The sequence below is a fragment of the Dyadobacter luticola genome (assembly GCF_005860805.1).
GTDB classification, from domain to species: domain Bacteria; phylum Bacteroidota; class Bacteroidia; order Cytophagales; family Spirosomataceae; genus Dyadobacter; species Dyadobacter luticola.
This window is the reverse complement of sequence record NZ_VCEJ01000005.1, coordinates 911,493-928,902: the sequence shown is the minus strand read 5'-3', so window position 1 is coordinate 928,902 and position 17,410 is coordinate 911,493. Positions and strand designations below refer to the sequence as shown.

At 46.2% G+C, this 17,410-nt stretch carries 17 protein-coding genes; 13 read left to right on the top strand and 4 right to left on the bottom strand.

Annotated elements, in window-relative coordinates; translation table 11 throughout:
* Positions 1-34 precede the first annotated feature (34 nt).
* Both FEN17_RS23005 and bshA read right to left on the bottom strand, forming a co-directional pair.
* Positions 35-289: a DUF4834 family protein gene (locus FEN17_RS23005; protein ID WP_138367718.1), complete on the bottom strand. Its 255-nt coding sequence runs from the start codon at positions 287-289 to the stop codon at positions 35-37.
* Positions 290-351: 62 nt separating this feature from the next.
* Entirely contained in the window at positions 352-1,491 is a 1,140-nt protein-coding gene (gene bshA / locus FEN17_RS23000) for an N-acetyl-alpha-D-glucosaminyl L-malate synthase BshA (protein WP_138367717.1), read from the bottom strand.
* A gap of 182 nt (positions 1,492-1,673) precedes the next feature.
* Here bshA and FEN17_RS22995 point away from each other — a divergent pair, with 182 nt between their 5' ends.
* The 12 genes from FEN17_RS22995 to FEN17_RS22940 all read left to right on the top strand — a co-directional run bounded on the left by FEN17_RS22995 (position 1,674) and on the right by FEN17_RS22940 (position 13,954).
* Positions 1,674-2,555 (top strand): geranylgeranylglycerol-phosphate geranylgeranyltransferase, encoded by an 882-nt coding sequence (locus FEN17_RS22995; RefSeq protein WP_138367716.1) that lies wholly within the window; start codon positions 1,674-1,676, stop codon positions 2,553-2,555.
* 99 nt (positions 2,556-2,654) lie between these two features.
* Positions 2,655-3,350: a TapB family protein gene (locus FEN17_RS22990; protein ID WP_138367715.1), complete on the top strand. Its 696-nt coding sequence runs from the start codon at positions 2,655-2,657 to the stop codon at positions 3,348-3,350.
* Between the two features lie 63 nt (positions 3,351-3,413).
* Positions 3,414-3,983 carry a phosphoribosylglycinamide formyltransferase gene (purN, locus tag FEN17_RS22985; protein WP_138367714.1) on the top strand — a complete coding sequence of 190 codons (570 nt, stop codon included), beginning with the start codon at positions 3,414-3,416 and terminating at the stop codon, positions 3,981-3,983.
* Positions 3,984-3,989: 6 nt separating this feature from the next.
* Positions 3,990-4,919 (top strand): hypothetical protein, encoded by a 930-nt coding sequence (locus FEN17_RS22980; RefSeq protein WP_138367713.1) that lies wholly within the window; start codon positions 3,990-3,992, stop codon positions 4,917-4,919.
* 5 nt (positions 4,920-4,924) lie between these two features.
* The gene (locus FEN17_RS22975) at positions 4,925-6,256 is read left to right on the top strand and encodes an APC family permease (protein ID WP_138367712.1); all 1,332 of its coding nucleotides are present in this window, start codon (positions 4,925-4,927) and stop codon (positions 6,254-6,256) included.
* Between the two features lie 188 nt (positions 6,257-6,444).
* The gene (locus FEN17_RS22970) at positions 6,445-7,086 is read left to right on the top strand and encodes a porin family protein (protein ID WP_138367711.1); all 642 of its coding nucleotides are present in this window, start codon (positions 6,445-6,447) and stop codon (positions 7,084-7,086) included.
* Positions 7,087-7,168: 82 nt separating this feature from the next.
* Positions 7,169-8,584: an ArnT family glycosyltransferase gene (locus FEN17_RS22965; protein WP_138367710.1), complete on the top strand. Its 1,416-nt coding sequence runs from the start codon at positions 7,169-7,171 to the stop codon at positions 8,582-8,584.
* A 35-nt stretch (positions 8,585-8,619) separates the two neighbouring features.
* Positions 8,620-8,973 (top strand): DoxX family protein, encoded by a 354-nt coding sequence (locus FEN17_RS22960; protein WP_138367709.1) that lies wholly within the window; start codon positions 8,620-8,622, stop codon positions 8,971-8,973.
* A 56-nt stretch (positions 8,974-9,029) separates the two neighbouring features.
* Positions 9,030-10,358: a DEAD/DEAH box helicase gene (locus FEN17_RS22955; protein ID WP_138367708.1), complete on the top strand. Its 1,329-nt coding sequence runs from the start codon at positions 9,030-9,032 to the stop codon at positions 10,356-10,358.
* Between the two features lie 158 nt (positions 10,359-10,516).
* Positions 10,517-12,112 (top strand): DUF4394 domain-containing protein, encoded by a 1,596-nt coding sequence (locus FEN17_RS22950; RefSeq protein WP_138367707.1) that lies wholly within the window; start codon positions 10,517-10,519, stop codon positions 12,110-12,112.
* A gap of 306 nt (positions 12,113-12,418) precedes the next feature.
* Positions 12,419-13,117, top strand: a complete 699-nt coding sequence (locus tag FEN17_RS22945; RefSeq protein ID WP_138367706.1) for a ferritin-like domain-containing protein — start codon at positions 12,419-12,421, stop codon at positions 13,115-13,117.
* Between the two features lie 18 nt (positions 13,118-13,135).
* Positions 13,136-13,954 carry a ferritin-like domain-containing protein gene (locus FEN17_RS22940; RefSeq protein ID WP_138367705.1) on the top strand — a complete coding sequence of 273 codons (819 nt, stop codon included), beginning with the start codon at positions 13,136-13,138 and terminating at the stop codon, positions 13,952-13,954.
* 142 nt (positions 13,955-14,096) lie between these two features.
* Here the strand turns inward: FEN17_RS22940 and hemA are convergent, their stop codons facing one another.
* Positions 14,097-15,356, bottom strand: coding sequence for a glutamyl-tRNA reductase (gene hemA / locus FEN17_RS22935; RefSeq protein ID WP_138367704.1), 1,260 nt, complete (start codon positions 15,354-15,356; stop codon positions 14,097-14,099).
* 216 nt (positions 15,357-15,572) lie between these two features.
* On the opposite strand from hemA, the gene FEN17_RS22930 reads away from it, so the two are divergent.
* Entirely contained in the window at positions 15,573-16,850 is a 1,278-nt protein-coding gene (locus FEN17_RS22930) for a sensor histidine kinase (protein WP_138367703.1), read from the top strand.
* 21 nt (positions 16,851-16,871) lie between these two features.
* Here FEN17_RS22930 and FEN17_RS22925 read toward each other — a convergent pair whose 3' ends face one another.
* Positions 16,872-17,399 carry a hypothetical protein gene (locus FEN17_RS22925; protein WP_138367702.1) on the bottom strand — a complete coding sequence of 176 codons (528 nt, stop codon included), beginning with the start codon at positions 17,397-17,399 and terminating at the stop codon, positions 16,872-16,874.
* Positions 17,400-17,410: the final 11 nt, after the last annotated feature.

Below are 17,410 nucleotides of genomic sequence, written 5' to 3'. Positions count from 1 at the left end.
CTGCTCTGTTTATAATCAAAAAAACTAAATCTTTTTATTTCACTTCCTCATAATCCACATACTCCCCACCGCGGAACTGCGATGACTGGTTGGCGCCAGGCGGAACATTGTCAACACGGACACCACCTCTCATGTTTTGTTTATCCTGCTGCTTCTGCGTTTTATACTGCCGCTCCTGCTGTTTTATCAGCTGCCGTCCCACAAGCAGATGGAAAATAAATCTCCTGAAAAGCGGAACAAACGCGATCAGAATAAAAAATATGAGGATTATGTTGAATAGCAGTTTCATTTTTCAAATGTTTTTACTCTCTCAATAACGTAAACCTTGGAAAAATAACACACGAATATAACTTAAATCTCAATCGCCCGGCTGCTTTCCACCACTCTTTCATAGTAGGCTTCGTAGTGAGGCAATATTTTCGCTACGTCAAATTCCTTGGCGCGGGCCAGCGCATTGGCCTTGAAAGTTGGCAGATGATCGTCATCCAAAACGTATGCCGCGTGTTTCACCATATCATCTACATCACCCACATTACTCATAAAGCCGGTCACGCCCTGCACGTTCAGCTCGGGTAGGCCGCCTGCGTTGGAGGTAATGATAGGAACCTCGCAAGCCAGTGCTTCCAGGGCTGCCAGACCAAAACTTTCTGATTCGGACGGCATTAAAAACAGATCGGCAACAGACAACACCTCCTCGATCGCATCCAGCTTGCCTAAAAAGCGTACGTCGGAAAGCATATCCAGCTCCCGGCACAAGCGCTCGATACGCGCGCGATCGGGGCCGTCGCCTACCAGCAGCAATTTGCTTGGTAGCAGTTTTCGGAGCTTTTCAAAGATCATCACCACATCGTCGATCCGCTTCACCTTCCTGAAATTGGAAGTGTGCACGACCAGTTTCTCGTTATTTGGACAGATCGCCAGCTTGAAGTGGTCTTTTTTCTGACGGCTGAAACGGTCCAGATCAATAAAGTTGGGGATCACTTCAATGTCTTTTGTCACATTAAAATGACTGTAAGTATCTTTTTTCAGTGAATCTGAAACAGCCGTCACACCGTCGGACTGATTAATGCTGAATGTTACCACCGGTTCATAAGAAGCATCTTTTCCAACCAGGGTAATGTCGGTACCATGCAAAGTGGTGATCACCGGAATGTGAATTCCCTGCTGTGCCAGTATTTGTTTGGCCAGGTAAGCCGAAGAAGCGTGCGGAATGGCATAATGTACATGCAAAAGATCCAGTCCGTACTGGGTAACCACATGCACCATCTCGCTGGAAAGTGCCGATTCGTAAGGCGGATATTGAAATAATGGATAAGCGGGGATATTTACTTCGTGGTAGTAAAGATTTTCATTAAAAAAATCGAGACGCTGAGGTTGTGAATATGTTATAAAATGAACCTGGTGACCGGCTTTTGCCAAAGCTTTTCCCAGTTCAGTTGCTACTACGCCGCTTCCTCCGAATGTGGGATAGCATACGATACCAATTTTCATACAGTTAGTAAAATAGTTGAAGACCCGGTGGTTGGACCTGCCTAAATAACAGATCTTGAAAACCTAACAACAAATGCCTCTTTTTTATCCCACAAATGGATAAAGATGTCCGCAATTCTCGTTAATGCTATAAAATGAATAATTTTAGTGCCTAAACCTTCTATTTTCCAGCGTTAACCTGCATGAATGTGTCTGCCAGGCAAAAAGTCAGCTTATGGGATTTCATTACGGGCAGCGTACGCCTCGTCAGGATGACCAATCTGATCATTGTCGTTCTTACTCAATATCTTACACGCATTTTACTGATCGGCCCCAGGCATGAGTGGCGCGCCATCCTCGGCGACGTGAATATGTTCGTCCTTTCCCTTTCTACTGTCTTTATTGCCGCAGCAGGGTACATTATCAATGATTATTTTGATGTAAAAATCGATATCGTAAACAAGCCTGAGCGGGTGGTAGTGGGGCGGTATCTCAAAAGGCGGTGGGCTATGGGTGCGCACCAGGTTTTGAATGTGCTCGGCGCGGTGCTTGGTTTATTTGTAAGTCCTTATATCTTCCTGGTCAATGTATTTTCCATCACGCTGCTCTGGTTTTACTCCGAGCGATTCAAGCGCAAACCTTTCATCGGCAACTTCATTGTTTCCCTGCTGACCGGACTTACCCTGCTCATTTTAACATTACCCTACCCCGCCAACCGGCGTCTGGTGTTCATTTACGCGGTTTTTTCCTTTTTTATCTCGCTGGTAAGGGAAATTGTAAAGGATATGGAAGACATTAAAGGTGACGAAGCTCACGGCTGCCGGACTTTACCGATCATCTGGGGAATCCGCAAGGCCAAAAATTTCGTTTACGGCGTGCTTTTCCTTTTTGTAATCACCTTGTTTATGATGGCTCATGCGCTTGACAATCAGATTCTTGTAGTACTTTTCGTCTTACTCCTCATTCCGCTTTTTTTACTCGCCTACCAACTTTACCGTGCCGATACGCGCCGGGATTTCAAGGCGAGCAGTAACCTTTGCAAGATTATCATGCTGCTGGGTTTGATGACCATGTTATGGGCCTAAATCCCCTTAATCAATTTAAATGTTAGGCGGTATCAAAACCGAAGGGAAAAAGTATCTTTACAGCTGCCAAAAACCAAATCAATCAACACTTATTATCTTATGAAAACACTTCTTAAATGGGCTGTGCTGTGCCTCTCATTACTGAGCCTGCCCACACTGGCGCAGGATTGTGCCGGATTTAATATGAAAGAAGGCTCCGGTTTTGAAATGAATAATTTTAATGCAAAAGGAAAGCCGACCGGCAAGCTGAATTACAAGATTTCGAAAGTCGCCAGGGAAGGCGGCAACATGATCCTCACGGTGGATATGGAAATGTTCGATGAAAAAGACAAGTCGATCTTGAAAAACAATTATACGCTGACCTGCAATGGCAATGTACTTACCATGGACGCCCGCTCGCTGATCAGCGAGGAGCAGCTGAGGTCTTTTAAGGATATGGAAATGAAATATACTTACGAGAACATTGAATATCCGATGAAGTATTCGGTCGGCGAAACCCTGAAAGATGCTTCCGTGAAAGGAAACGGTCAGTCGGGACCAATGCCGATTGCCTTTAATTTGCAAATCAAAAACCGCAAAGTGGAAAGCCAGGAAAAGCTGACGGTACCCGCCGGGACTTTTGACGCCTATAAGATCAACTCCGATATGAATATGGAAATGAAGATGGGCTTTCCGATAAAAATGGATATGCAGAGCATTTCGTACCGCACCCCAGGCGTAATCTGGGACCTTAAAACCGAAACTTACAGAAAAGGAAAGCTGATGGGTTACAGCGAGTTGAACAAGATTTATTAAAATTGGTCTACCCGATTCTCCTAGTACCCCCACATTCTCATCGATAGAATTTAATTATTTAAAATGAAACGTATTGCCATTTTCGCCTCTGGATCAGGGTCGAATGCTGAAAAAATTTGTGAATATTTTGCTGACCGGAAGGATGTAGATGTATCGCTGATATTTACCAATAACCCGATGGCCGGCGTAATCCGGCGCGCATTGAGATTGCAGGTACCTGTGGTTTTCTTTGATAAAAAGACTTTGTACGAAACCGGAAAAATCCCGCAAATCCTGCAAAATGAGGGCATTGACCTGATCGTGCTGGCTGGATTTATGCTGCTGGTACCGCCGATCCTGGTCAGGACTTTTCCTGATAAAATGGTCAACATTCACCCGGCGCTTTTACCCAAATATGGTGGAAAAGGCATGTACGGCCACCACGTCCACGAAGCGGTAATCAATGCGAGGGAAACCCAGTCGGGGATTACGATCCATTATGTGAACGAACATTACGACGAGGGAAATGTCATTTTCCAGGCTACCTGCGACATTGCGCCGACCGATACCGCGGAAGATCTGGAACAAAAAATCCACCTTCTGGAACACGAACATTATCCCCGCGTCATCGACGAGATTTTATCCAGACAATAACCCGGAATGCTGTACTTTCTGCTGGCTGTCATTTTCACTGTTGCGCTCTACCTGATCATGCGGGCTTATCCGCGTTATCAGGTAGATTCGTTTCACGCCGTTGTGTTCAACTATTACTCCTGCGTTTTGACCGGCTTGCTCCTCACCCCGAACCTGGCGGTTTTCAAAGAAGTGAACTGGTTTTCTACCGGTACTATCCTCACGATCGCTTTGGGCGGGATGTTTGTCACCGCATTTATGCTCATCGGGCAGACCGCGCAAAAAGTGAGTATCACCGCCACTTCGCTGGCCGGGAATATGTCGCTGGTGATCCCCGTCTTGTTTGGTCTTTTTGTATTTCAAAATAATAATAAGGTTTTCACGCCGCTGAACTATGCCGGTCTGGTCGTAGCGTTGGCCGCGCTCGCGCTGGGTGCGATCCAAAAATCCGCCAAACCTTCCGGCGAAAGTAAGGCAACAGCTTCGCCGGCTTCCGGCCTCTGGGTTTATCCGGTCCTGACATTCCTGGCAGCGGGGACCAACAATACCTTGATCAATTATATATCCGTCAAATATTACGCGCCCGGTCAGACCACGGTTTTCATGATCATTGCCTGCGCCGGCGCGGTGATTATTGGCACCAATTCTTTGATTTTCCGAATCATAACTCGAAATCAAACATTGAAACTTCGCAGTGTCATCGGCGGGTTAATTCTGGGGGTACCTAATTTTCTCTCGCTTTACTTTCTACTGCTGGCGCTTAAATCCTTTGGAAACAGTGCGGCTTACGTGTTTCCGATCTACAACATTCTCACCATGCTGGCGTCCTCCGTCGCGGCCTGGCTCATTTACAAAGAACGACTCAATATTTACAACCAGTTGGGGCTGATCCTGGCAGTATTGGCTATCTTACTGATCTCCTACCAGGAACTTGGCTTCTTTACAAACAATGCTTAACCCGAATGCCCGAACCTTCCGATAAGATCCGTCCGCAAATTGGCCCGTTTGATTTGGGCATGATCGTCATAAGTCTGGTAATCGGAATCGGTATCTTCCGCACGCCCGCCATCGTAGCGAAGCAGGCCGGAAGCCCGGAAATTTTCTTTTCAGCCTGGATTGCAGGCGGGATTGTAAGTTTGATCGGTGCATTTGTTTTTGCAGAAATCGGCAGCCGCCACCATTTTCCCGGCGGGTTTTACAAACTAATTTCCACCGCATTCCACCCGCTTTATTCCTTTATGATCAACTGGGTGATCGTGCTCACTTACGGCGCCGGCATGGCCGGGGTGGCGTTGATCGGCTCGGAATACATTAACCCGCTCATGCCGGATTTCGCCCACGGGCCGGCCGGCATCAGAGGTACCGCGATTATCACGCTGCTCTTTTTCTATACAGTTAATATGCTGGGTATCAAGTCCGGAGCGCGGACACAGAACATTCTGAGCAGCCTGAAAATATTGATGATGCTGGCACTTTGCATCGGGATTTTCTATTCCGGCTCGCCCGCTGGTCAGGCAAGTGATCTCAATGTGACACGTCAGGGAGGCTGGCTGAGTGCATTCGGTGCCAGTCTGATCGCCGTTTTCTACACATTCGGCGGCTACCAGCAAACATTGAATTTTGGTGCAGACATTAAAGATCCGGTAAGAAATACGCCCCGCGGGATTTTTCTGGGCATTTTCCTGATACTAGGACTTTACCTTGCATTGAACTACACCTATTATAATGTGCTCGGCTTCGAAGCATTAACCAAATCGAACCTCATCGCTGCCGACGTGGCGCGGGCTTTGTTTGGGCCGTGGGGTGAAATGTTCTTTTCCGTCGCCATTTTTCTTTCGGTTTTAGGGTTTATCAATGCCAACATGCTGTCGCTGCCGCGGGTGTACTATGCGCTGGCCGATGACAACATTCTCCCGCCGATTTTCAAGAAAGTCAATACTAAAACCCAGGTACAGGAATTCACGCTGACATTCCTGATCGTCACCACATTGTTGTCACTTTGGGTTCTCGACACTTTTGAGCAGATCGTGAATTATGTAATGTCGGTGGATGGGATCGCGCTGGCAAGTGCGGCAGCTACGCTTTTTGTTTTCCGGAAGCAGGCGGGTTCAGACGAGAATTACAAAGGCTTCAAAATCGGCGGTTATCCACTTATCCCCGCACTTTTTGTGCTTTTCCTTCTTGTGGTTGCCGGTAATGTTATCTTTACCGACCCTCATTCTGCCCTGGTCGGTTGGAGCTTGTTCCTCGGCGGCGCACCGCTGTACTACATTTTACAAAAGTTCAGAAAGTGAAGTTTTAAGGAAAACGTATACACTTTCTGGGTACTAAATTCTACGATTTACCACCTTTTCGAAATATATAAATATACGAATAGAAGGGTAAAGTGCTGGTAAACATCATAAACCCCGAAATCTAGCTCTCCCGGCCATACTGGCATACGGTTTGTTGAAGGCGGATAACGTTCACCAAATTATACTTCATGAAAAATTGTATTATTTTACTACTTGCGGTTACATTGTTTGTGTCGCAGGCAGAAGCACAGGAAAATGTTTCCATAGGACCGAAAGTGGGTGTTTCCATTGCAAACTTCCGCGGAGATGTTAACAATACGGATTGGAAAGCGGGCTTAACCGTCGGAGGTTTTTACAATTACAGCTCTGAGTCGGGTTTCGGTTTTAGCGGCGAGTTGTTATTTACGCAGTTGGGCGCTCAGGTTAACAACAAGTCTAATAATGTAAATCTTAATTACATTCAGGCTCCTTTGCTCGCAACATTCTTTTTCGGAAAATATGGCCAGTCAGTACGGCCGAAAATTTTTCTGGGACCTAATCTGAACTTCCTGGTAGGTGCCCGCGACAAAGACGGCAACAACATTAATGGTAATTCTAATAATCGGATTTACAGCCCTTTCGACCTGGGTTTGACATTCGGAGCAGGGATAAACTTCCGCCTGCATGACAAAGTCTGGCTGAATTTCGATGCAAGATATGGTCTGGGATTGCTGGACGTGACGCGTGTTGACAACTCCAACATTAAAAACAATAACTGGGGTATCAATGCCGGTGTCAGCTTTCCGCTTGGTACATACAATAAGAACACGGGGCGACTCCGTACGAGATAACACACTATTTATTTGAAAAAGAAGGGCATCCAAACGGAATGCCCTTCTTCACTTTAGTGTTCATGGTCATAAACATTTGCGCGTGTTACCGAAAGACTTTTCCAGGATCATCACCTGGGGCCTGATCGGCTCCTTTTTGGTTTATTTCACAGGCTGGCTCGTTGCCCTCCGCGATGAACATGCCGCCCGATATGCTACCATGGCGCTCGATATGGCCCGGTCGGGCAATTTCTTTCAGTTTGATGACCCCTTGTTATTTTTTCAAAAAGCCAATCTTCCGCTCTGGTTATCAGCCATTTCGATCCAGATTTTCGGTCCCAATCACCTGGCTTACCGCCTGCCCGGACTGCTTCCCGCAATTCTTTCGCTTTACGCGGTGTACCGGTTTTCCAAACTTTACTATAATACTGAAACCAGTCTGCTCGCAGTTTTAATTCTTGCTACTGCGGAATCTTCATTTATGCTGAACCACGACCTGTCGGTGGAAACCTATCAGGCAGCATTTTATATGTTCATGATCTGGCAGCAGGCGGAATATTTACATCATAAAAAATGGCAAAATCTGCTTCTCTGCATCATGGGAGGCATTTTACTGATTTTCAGCCGGGGCACATTGCCCGGCCCGCAAAGCCAGTTTGCACCATTGGAACCGCTGATCCAGACATTATGGACATTTGCACCCTGGACAATCTTTCTCTTCGCGGGATTATGGAGCAGGATCAGGGAGGTGCTTGTTTCCGGAAAAATGGACCGCAAACCGGAGCAAATGAGCCTGTTTGGGTTTCTGGTCCCTTTTATTTTGCTTTCGCTAAGCCCTTATCATTCCGACCATGATGTGTTTGTAGCTTTTCCACTGGCTGCTGTGGTCGCGTCGGAATTTATATTTACTAGAATATATCAAGCGCAGCGAAATGGTAACAAAATGCTCTCAAACATTCAGATCGCCTTTTTATATCTCATGCTGGCCGTACTTTTCTGCCTGGTCTGGTTTCCTTTTCCTGACAATAATTATTATGGCATGCTACATTATATGGCACTTTTTGGAATTGTTTCCTGGCTGATATTTTTCTCCGGACCAAAATTCCGACTGCTGCTGGCCAGTGTGATTGTCGCCATCGGTGCTAACCTGATACTGAATATTTTCTTCTATTCTAATCTGGCCGATTACCAGGCTGGCTCAAAACTCGGAGCTTTGGCACGAACCGATGGCGTGAAAGCAGGCCGGCTATTCAGTTACCACGCGCCGGAAACCACATTGCTGCATTTTTATTCGGGCACGAAGGTTCAGACTAACAGTGATTTTGAAAATTTAGCGGCCCTGAAAAATTGCTGGATTTACACGAATCAAGCCTACCTGGAACAATTCAGGGCCGTCCGCCCCGATTTGAAAATCATTGGCCGAAGTGCGGAATACGATCATTCCAAGCCGCTGATCCGGTTTTTGAATCCTGAAACCAGGGAAAAAGCCGTTTCCAAAATGGTGTTGATCCGTTTATAGCATCCCTGCGTATTTACCTGAAACGCGAACGACAGATGAAGGAAATTGGAATGTATGTCATGGCGCTGACTTACCTTACAGCCGGCATTATGCATTTTGTCAGGCCGGGCGTATTCGTGAAGATTGTGCCGCATAACTTACCCTCTCCGCTCCTTCTTGTCTATCTGAGCGGCATTTGCGAAATGATTTTTTCTCTGATGCTGGTTATTCCGCAAACCCGTCACCTCGGTGCCTGGCTGATCATTTTGCTACTCATCGCAGTTTTTCCGGCGAACATTCAAATGGCGATGGATTTTTACCATCAGAAAAATCCCTATCTCTGGGTTAGCATTTTACGGCTGCCGCTGCAATTCGTTTTGATCGGCTGGGCGTGGTTATATACACGCTGAGGCGGCTACTGTGAAAGAATAGAGGTACCTTTGCGGATTATTTTGAATCCCAGGTTATGACTTTCGAAGAATTAAATCTTACAAAACCGCTGCTGAGGGCACTTTCAGAGGCCGGATATACTACGCCAACCACTATCCAGGAAAAAGTTTTTTCGGTCATGATGTCCGGAAAAGATGTTTGCGGCATTGCCCAGACCGGCACCGGAAAAACATTTGCATACCTGCTCCCGACCCTGCGCCAGCTTGAATATTCCAAAGATAAATTGCCTCAACTGTTAATTCTGGTACCTACCCGCGAGCTGGTCACGCAGGTAGTAGAAGAGGTGCGGAAACTGGCATTATATATGTCGGTAAATGTCGTGGGCGCTTATGGCGGCGGCAACATTAAGGTGCAGATGGCCGAGTTGAAAGAAGGCGCGGATGTAGTGGTAGCCACGCCGGGAAGGTTATTCGACCTTGCAAGTAATGGTTCGCTAAAAACGAAGAACATTAAAAAGCTGGTGATCGACGAAGTAGACGAAATGCTGAACCTGGGATTTCGGACGCAGTTAAAGAACATTCTGGATTTATTACCCCAGAAACGTCAGAACCTGCTTTTCTCCGCTACACTGACTAGCGAGGTTGAGACATTGATGCAGACTTACTTCAATAATCCGGTACGCATTGAGGCCGCGCCTGCTGGCTCTCCGCTGGAAAACATTGAGCAGAAAGCTTACTATATCCCCAATTTTTATACAAAAGTTAACCTGCTTGACTTGCTGCTGGAACAAAATCCGGATATGACCAAGGTGCTGATTTTTGTTGCAACCAAGAAACTGGCGGACCTGCTCTATGGACAAATGGAGCTTGGTTTTTTGAATAAAATCGGCGTGATACATTCGAATAAAGAACAAAATCACCGCTTCAATACGATCAGGCAATTTCATGACGGGACATTCCGGGTGCTGATCGCGACCGACATTATTGCGCGCGGGCTGGATGTGGCGGAGGTATCCCACGTTTTTAATTTTGACATTCCTGAAACACCGGAAAACTACATTCACCGCATCGGCAGGACGGGCCGGGCTGATAAAAAGGGAATCGCGATTTCATTTATCACGGAAAAAGAAAAAGAATTTCAGACGCAGATCGAAGAATTGATGGACTACCAGATTCCTATAATTCCGCTGCCGGAAGATCTGAAAATCTCGGAAATCCTCATTCCGGACGAGGAACCGAAGATTTTTATGAAAACAATTGATGTGAAACTGCCTAAGCGAGAAGCGGGCGGCGGCGCATTTCATGAGAAAATTGCGAAGAACAAAAAAGTAAATGTGCGGCGGGATATTGCGAAAGAAAAAATGGCAAAATATGGTCGTCCGATCAAGCGCTCGGGTAAGAAGTAGGGGGAGTTTTAGTCAAAAGCGCCTCCTAATCTGACATTAAAAATGAATTAAATTAGCCGGAATTTACATTAAAAATATATTAAAGAGATCGATCTAACCTTGTGGTTTGAACGTATGTGAGTCGGTTAATACATCTCACAAATTCAATTTGACAGGTTATGAAAATTTCTAAAACATTGGGGTTCAGCCTTTCATGCTGCCTCACACTTGCGCTGGCGGCTTCCATCCAGTCGTGCAGCGAACAAAGCCAGACGGAGGAGCAGCTCTCGCCAGCAAACGGACACTCCGCGCTTCGCACCGATGCCGACCAGACATTCTACGCATTAAGGGACAACAACACGATCTATGAATTAAATGTACAAAACCCTGGCAGCCCTGTCCGGACATTGACAATCCAGGGACTTGATGCCGGAGAAAAATTACTGGGTATCGACTTCCGCCCTGCCACCGGCCAGCTTTACGCAGTCGGTAACAAAAACCACCTTTATACTATCAATCTGCGGTCGGATATTAACCCCGGCATGGCGACAATCATCAGCGCAGTTCCTTTTAATCCAGGCATTTCCGGTCCGGAGGTGGTTGGATTTGATTTTAATCCGACTGTGGATAAGATCAGGCTTGTAAGTAATACCACCCAAAATTACCGCCTGAACCCGGAGACCGGCGCGATCGTTTCCATCGACGGTTATCTGAAAGGTTACAGCAATGTTATGATCGGCGCGGCGGCGTATACCAACAACTTTTCCGGCGCTACTACTACCCAGCTTTTTGACATTGATCCGGGTACAGACAAATTATATCTTCAAATGCCTCCAAATGATGGCGTTTTGCAGGAAGTTGGCCCGCTGGGCATGAATATCAGCGAAGTTGGCGGTTTTGATATCGCAGCAGGTTCCGGCATGGCGATCGCTTCTGTGCTGGAAGGTGGCGTGTGGCATTTGGTGGAAGTGAACCTGACCAATGGTGGTTTGACTAAAATAGGCACATTGCCTGCCGGCAAGATCATCGGCATCGCAATTCAGACTAATCCGGTAGCTTATGCGGTAGATGCCAGCAACAAGCTGATCATTTTCAATCCAATGAATGTAAGCGGCTCACGTGTGGAAAAAGCAATTACCGGACTTCCCGGCGGTGTAATGATCGAAGGTATCGACATTCGCCCGGTTGACGGACGGTTATATGCATTTGGTTCTGATACAAAACTTTACACCGTCGATCTGGGCAGCGGCGCGGCAAGATTCCAGGCGGAATTACGGAATATGGACGATCCGACATTTAAAGTATCTGGTACGAGCTTCGGCGTCGATTTCAACCCGGTGGCAGACAGACTGCGCATCGTGACCAACACCGGCCAGAACCTGCGCATTAATACAAGTAATGGTGTGACGATCGTTGATGGCGCGCTGAACCTGATTCCGGGACCGGGATCGCCGCATATCAACGGTGCTGCGTACACCAATAGTTTTGCCGGAACGAATGCTACGGTACTGTACGACATTGACAGTGAATCGAATACCTTGTTCAAACAAAATCCGCCAAATAATGGTGGATTAGAGAAGATAGGCGCGCTGGGCGTAGACATTGACGCGGCCAACGGTTTTGATATCGGTAATAAAACAGGTACTGCCTACGCTCTGCTCACGGTGGGCGGCTCGACGGGACTTTATTCTATCAATCTTTCGACGGGAGCTGCTTCCAAAATGTCAGATTTTGCAGGCAATGTGAAAGGTTTTGCATTGGGCTCAGGGCTATAATATTCAGGTAACCTCTCCCCGGGCGGCGCGTCATTGATGCGCCGCTTTTTTTGTTTTTCAGCAGGTTTTTTAAAGAATTTTCAGGCATAAAAAAAATAATTTTAAATACCCTGTACTTGAATAAGACAATGTTTCTGCGAGAAAAAATTTCCTTTTACTGGTTTAGTACAAAATAAAAGATTGCTGCGCCTGATGCCTGCAAAATTATTTCTCTCAACTGAAATCCAAGAATGATCTGCCGTCGTAAGTCTTCGTGAATGCACTTCTTCATAAGGTTCATTTGCACACAATCTAAAACAAATCATTATGAAAAAAACCTTAACGCAAATCTCTGATTCCTCAGACAGCTTAATGCTTTCGAAAGTGAACAGACGCTATTTTTTGAGATCGGCAGGAGTAGCTGCGACAACAGGTGCCTTTCTCCTCGGTGCTTGTACTGAACAAGATCTGATGTCTGATGATACTGTGGACCTTGGTTCAGGAGACATTGGAATTTTGAACTACGCTTACGCTCTGGAACAACTGGAAGCGGCCTTCTACACACAGGTGATGATGACACCTTATCTGAACATGACAGATATGGAAAAATGGATCCTGACTGACATTCGTGACCACGAAATCGTTCACAGAGAGTTTTTCAAAAAAGCACTTGGTGACAAAGCGATTAAAGGTCTTATGCCTAACTTCTCGCAGATCGATTTCCAAAGCCGCACAAGCGTATTGGGAGCAGCGAAATTGTTTGAAGATACAGGTGTTGCTGCCTACAACGGCGCAGGAAAGCTGATTAAAGATGTCAACTATCTTTTGGTTGCAGGTAAAATCGTTTCGGTTGAAGCACGTCACGCATCAGCAATCGCTGACTTGATCAACCCAAATGCATTGGAATTCGCAAATGGTCAGATTAACGAAATGGGCCTTGAACATGCCTATTCTCCATCTGTTATCCTCGGTGGAGTAGCGCCATTTATTATGGACAAAGTGAGTGGTAAAAATCTGCCAATGTAATTCTAAAAAAACACAGACATGGATATTTTTAAAATATTTGATAGCATTCAACAAGTTGACGGTGACGCAGCAGGACGCCTTGCTCACACTACCCGTCGTATGTTTATGAACCGCGTAAGCAGCAAAGTGGCAGCCGCAGCAGTTCCGACCGTTTTCGCATCGATTGTGAACAAAGCTTATGCAGCGACCCCTTCGGTAACTGACATTTTGAACTTCGCATTAACACTTGAATATCTAGAAGAAACATTTTACTTCCAGGCTAATAAGATCCCTGGTTTGATCCCGGGAGAATATTCGCTCGTTTTTCAACAAATTGAAAAACACGAAACACAGCACGTTTATTTCCTGCAATCGGCACTGGGTGCAGCAGCGATCAAACGTCCTACTTTTGACTTCACTTACGGTGGTGCTTTCGCTGATATCTGGCACAACTTCAAAACTTTCATCGCAGTTTCGGCAGCTTTGGAAGACACAGGGGTACGTGCTTACAAAGGCCAGGCAGGTAACCTGATCGGTGCTCCTCAGATCCTTGAATATGCATTGCAGGTTCACTCTGTTGAGGCACGTCACGCTTCATTGGTAAGAAGAATTATCGGTCACATGAACAATGATCCTATGATGAAAGGCTGGATCACACAAGCCAAAGGTTTCCCTGAGGCTGTATACTGGGGTGCAACACCTGAGTCGAATGTAGTTCACGCGACTATCGACGCTACCAAGCTTCCAGAAGTGATGGGCAAAATTTCTCAAGACGCAGTAACAGAAGCTTTCGATGAGCCATTAACAATGGAAGAGGTACTGAAAATCGCAGGACCTTTCATCGCGAAGTCGATGTAGAAGATACAATTAATTATTGTGGAGGGTAAGGTAATACATAGAGAGGGTGGTCAATTCCGCCCTCTCTTTTTTGTTTTATATAAAATAAAAAACCCGCCGAATGTGATTTCAGCGGGCTCGTCCATGGTGAATTTACTCTGTATTAATGATCTGCTTTTTCTTTTTCCAGGTTGAAAAGATCGTTCAGTACGTCGATCAATGTTTCTGCTTCTCCTCTTTTACAAGCTGCTTTTAATTGAAGTACAGGCAGTTTCAAAATCTTCTGCATCATACTGGTGGTGATCTTCTCTACTTTTTCCAGCTCCGAATCCGTCAGGCCTTTTGTAAAGCGAGTGAGTTCTTCTTTACGGATCTGCTCTAATGCGCCTTTCAGTTTTTGAATCGTCGGAGAAACGATCATTTCCCTTGACCAGTCATTGAATTCAACCACGGCTTCGTCGATGATCTCACGTACCCGAGGTACTGCGTCGAGGCGCTGCTGCAATGCTGCATCCGCTTTGGAACGGATAGAATCGATGGTGTATAGCATAACCCCCGGAATTTCCTCCACTTCGGGAGATACACTGCGGGGTACAGAAAGATCAATGAAATATTTGAAAGACATTCCGCGGAGACGCACCATCATTTCTTTTGTAAAAAATGGCTCGTCCCTTCTCATGGAAGAAACAATAATGTCGGCGCGGGAAATTTCAGATTCAATGTCGTAAAAATCAGCTACGCGGAAACCGAGCTCCTGGCCCAGATCTTCGGCGCGGCTGCTGGTACGGTTTACCAATGTTACCTCAATCCCCGGTTTTTCGGCCAGATTCCGGCATACATCGGCCCCGATTTCGCCCAAACCTACTACCAATACTTTTGGGTTCGGCATCAGCCCTTCCAGCAAATCGACCGCGGCATATGAAACCGATGCGGCGCCATCGCGAAAGAATGTTTCCTGGGCAACTCTTTTATTGGCAAAAAATATGGTGTGGAGTAATCTGTGTAAAAAAGGTCCCGCAAGATTCAGATCGGCCGACCATTGATAGGCATGTTTGATCTGATTGGGGATCTGCATGTCCCCTACTACCTGCGATTGCAGCCCGGTAGCAACCTGGAACAAATGTTGTACTGCTGCTTCACCATCCGTGAATCTTTCAAAAAATGCCTGAAAAGCATCAATGTCCGAAACACCCTTTTCGATAAGCAAAAGCTTGATAATGTCTTCGTTAAGGTCGGTAGCGGCGGAGTAATATATTTCTGTACGGTTGCAGGTAGAAACCGCGAGGACGTCGGAAATGTCAAAGAAATCTTTAAGACGAAGCATAATGCCCTTCGCTTCCGCCTCATTCAATGCAAGCTGTTCCCTGATAGCAAGAGGAGCATTCCGATGTGATAAACTTACTGATTTGAACTGATTATACATCACTTGGTCTGATTCGATTCGCAAAAATACGGCACAAAATTCCAATTGAAAAGTGAAAGAAGAACCGCTTGATTATTTAGAAGTCGTATAAATAGTTTAGTCACAATAAATACGATAATTCGGCCTCAAAGGTTGCTAAAACTACTAAGCACAAATATTTTACGTTATTTGTAGAGGATAACATTAACCCGGCTCGTTGGGTGCCCGGACAACTGAATGATAAGCGAAACTTCCAAGAAAAAACCAAAATTTCGTCTGCATCCGACCGCTATCTTAAATAGCCAGCGGCTCCGTAGTTCCCTGATGGATACCTACGATCAGAAGAGCGTGTACAAGTACATTATCGGCGTTATCTTGCTGGGATTGAGCATCGGATCTTTGTTTTATACCGATAAACTGGTGGAAGAACTGGAACAGCGCGAGGAGCGTGAAGTACAGCTTTACGCCGAAGGTTTGCGCTATGTTGTAAATAGTCCTTTCGATGAAAACTTTAATGTGGTGTACCAGGTGATCCAGGATGCAGTGAATTTTTACCAGATACCGGCGATCTACGTGGACGAAAACAACCAGGCAAATCCCAACCTGAACATTAAATTCCCGAAAAAGGTCAAGCCGCAGGAACGTGAGCGGATTATTGCCGAGAAGCTGGCGGAAATGAAGCTGGAACACCCGCCGATCACGGTGGATATCGGAAAAGGACGCACAGGATACATTTATTATAGTAACTCATTTTTGCTGACGCAGCTCCGGTACTATCCGTTTTTACAACTTTCGGTGATGTTGCTGATCGGGTATCTGGCTTATCTGGCATTCAGCTCGGCGCGGAAAGCGGAGCAAAACAGGGTTTGGGTGGGCCTGGCCAAAGAAACTGCGCACCAGCTCGGCACGCCGCTGTCGTCTCTGATGGCGTGGGTGGAATATTTCCGCAGCGATCCGGCGATTGATCCTTCCATCGCAGAAGAAATTGAAAAGGATGTGATCCGGCTGGAAATGATCACGACGCGCTTCTCGAACATTGGGTCGGTACCCACATTAAGACAGGAACCGGTGGCCGAAATTGTTTCCGATTTTATTCATTATCTCGAAAAACGCGTTTCGTCCAAAGTGAAATTCGGGGTACATAATGAGTTGGCGGTGGAGCAGACGGCTTTGATCAATAAAAACCTGTTTGAATGGGTGATCGAAAACATTTGCAAAAATGCGGTGGATGCGATGGGTGGGATTGGGGAGATCAATGTAACCTTGCAGGCGCCGCCCAATACCAAGGAAATTTGGATTGACATTTCGGACACCGGAAAAGGTATGACGAAGGCAAATATGAATAAAATCTTCAATCCGGGATTCAGCACGAAGAAACGCGGCTGGGGATTGGGGTTAACACTTGCGAAAAGAATTATCGAGAACTACCATTCGGGAAAACTTTTTGTAAAAAGCTCGGAGGTAGGAAAAGGCACCACGTTCCGGATCTCGCTGGGCGCGAACATTATTGAATAAAATCCGAAACGTGGCTGAATGTTAGCGGTATCCTGGTACCAGGATACTGTCGGTCTCGATCTGGTTGCTGACGTGCAACGCCCTGTCACGGATCCGGACTTTGAACTTCACGGTAATAGGCACTGTACTGTTACCATATAAAAAGCTGGTGTTCAGATCGAGTTTCCCTTTGATAGGTCCCGGTTTTCCATCCGGTTTCAAAATCGGCATCCATTTATATTGGTCTTCTGCCAGAATTGACTCTGTCCACTTGCCGTCCGCGCCTTTTCTGGCGGTAACCAGCTCGTAATTTCCCCAGGTGCCGTAAGGTCTGATAAAAGAGGAATCCGAACGTTCGTCTGCACTGGCACCCAAATCGCCGTCACCATCTTCAAAATCAACCGTAATCACCACATTCTCACGAACATTCTTGCCGGTTGAATCATTTACTTCTGTAAATTGGTCAATACCATTATAGTAAATCTTGGGAGTATCATCGAAATCGGGAATGTCCACGCAACTTGCCAAAGCCACACCACACATCAGGAACAGGGAAACTTTCAGCTTCATATTACTTCAAT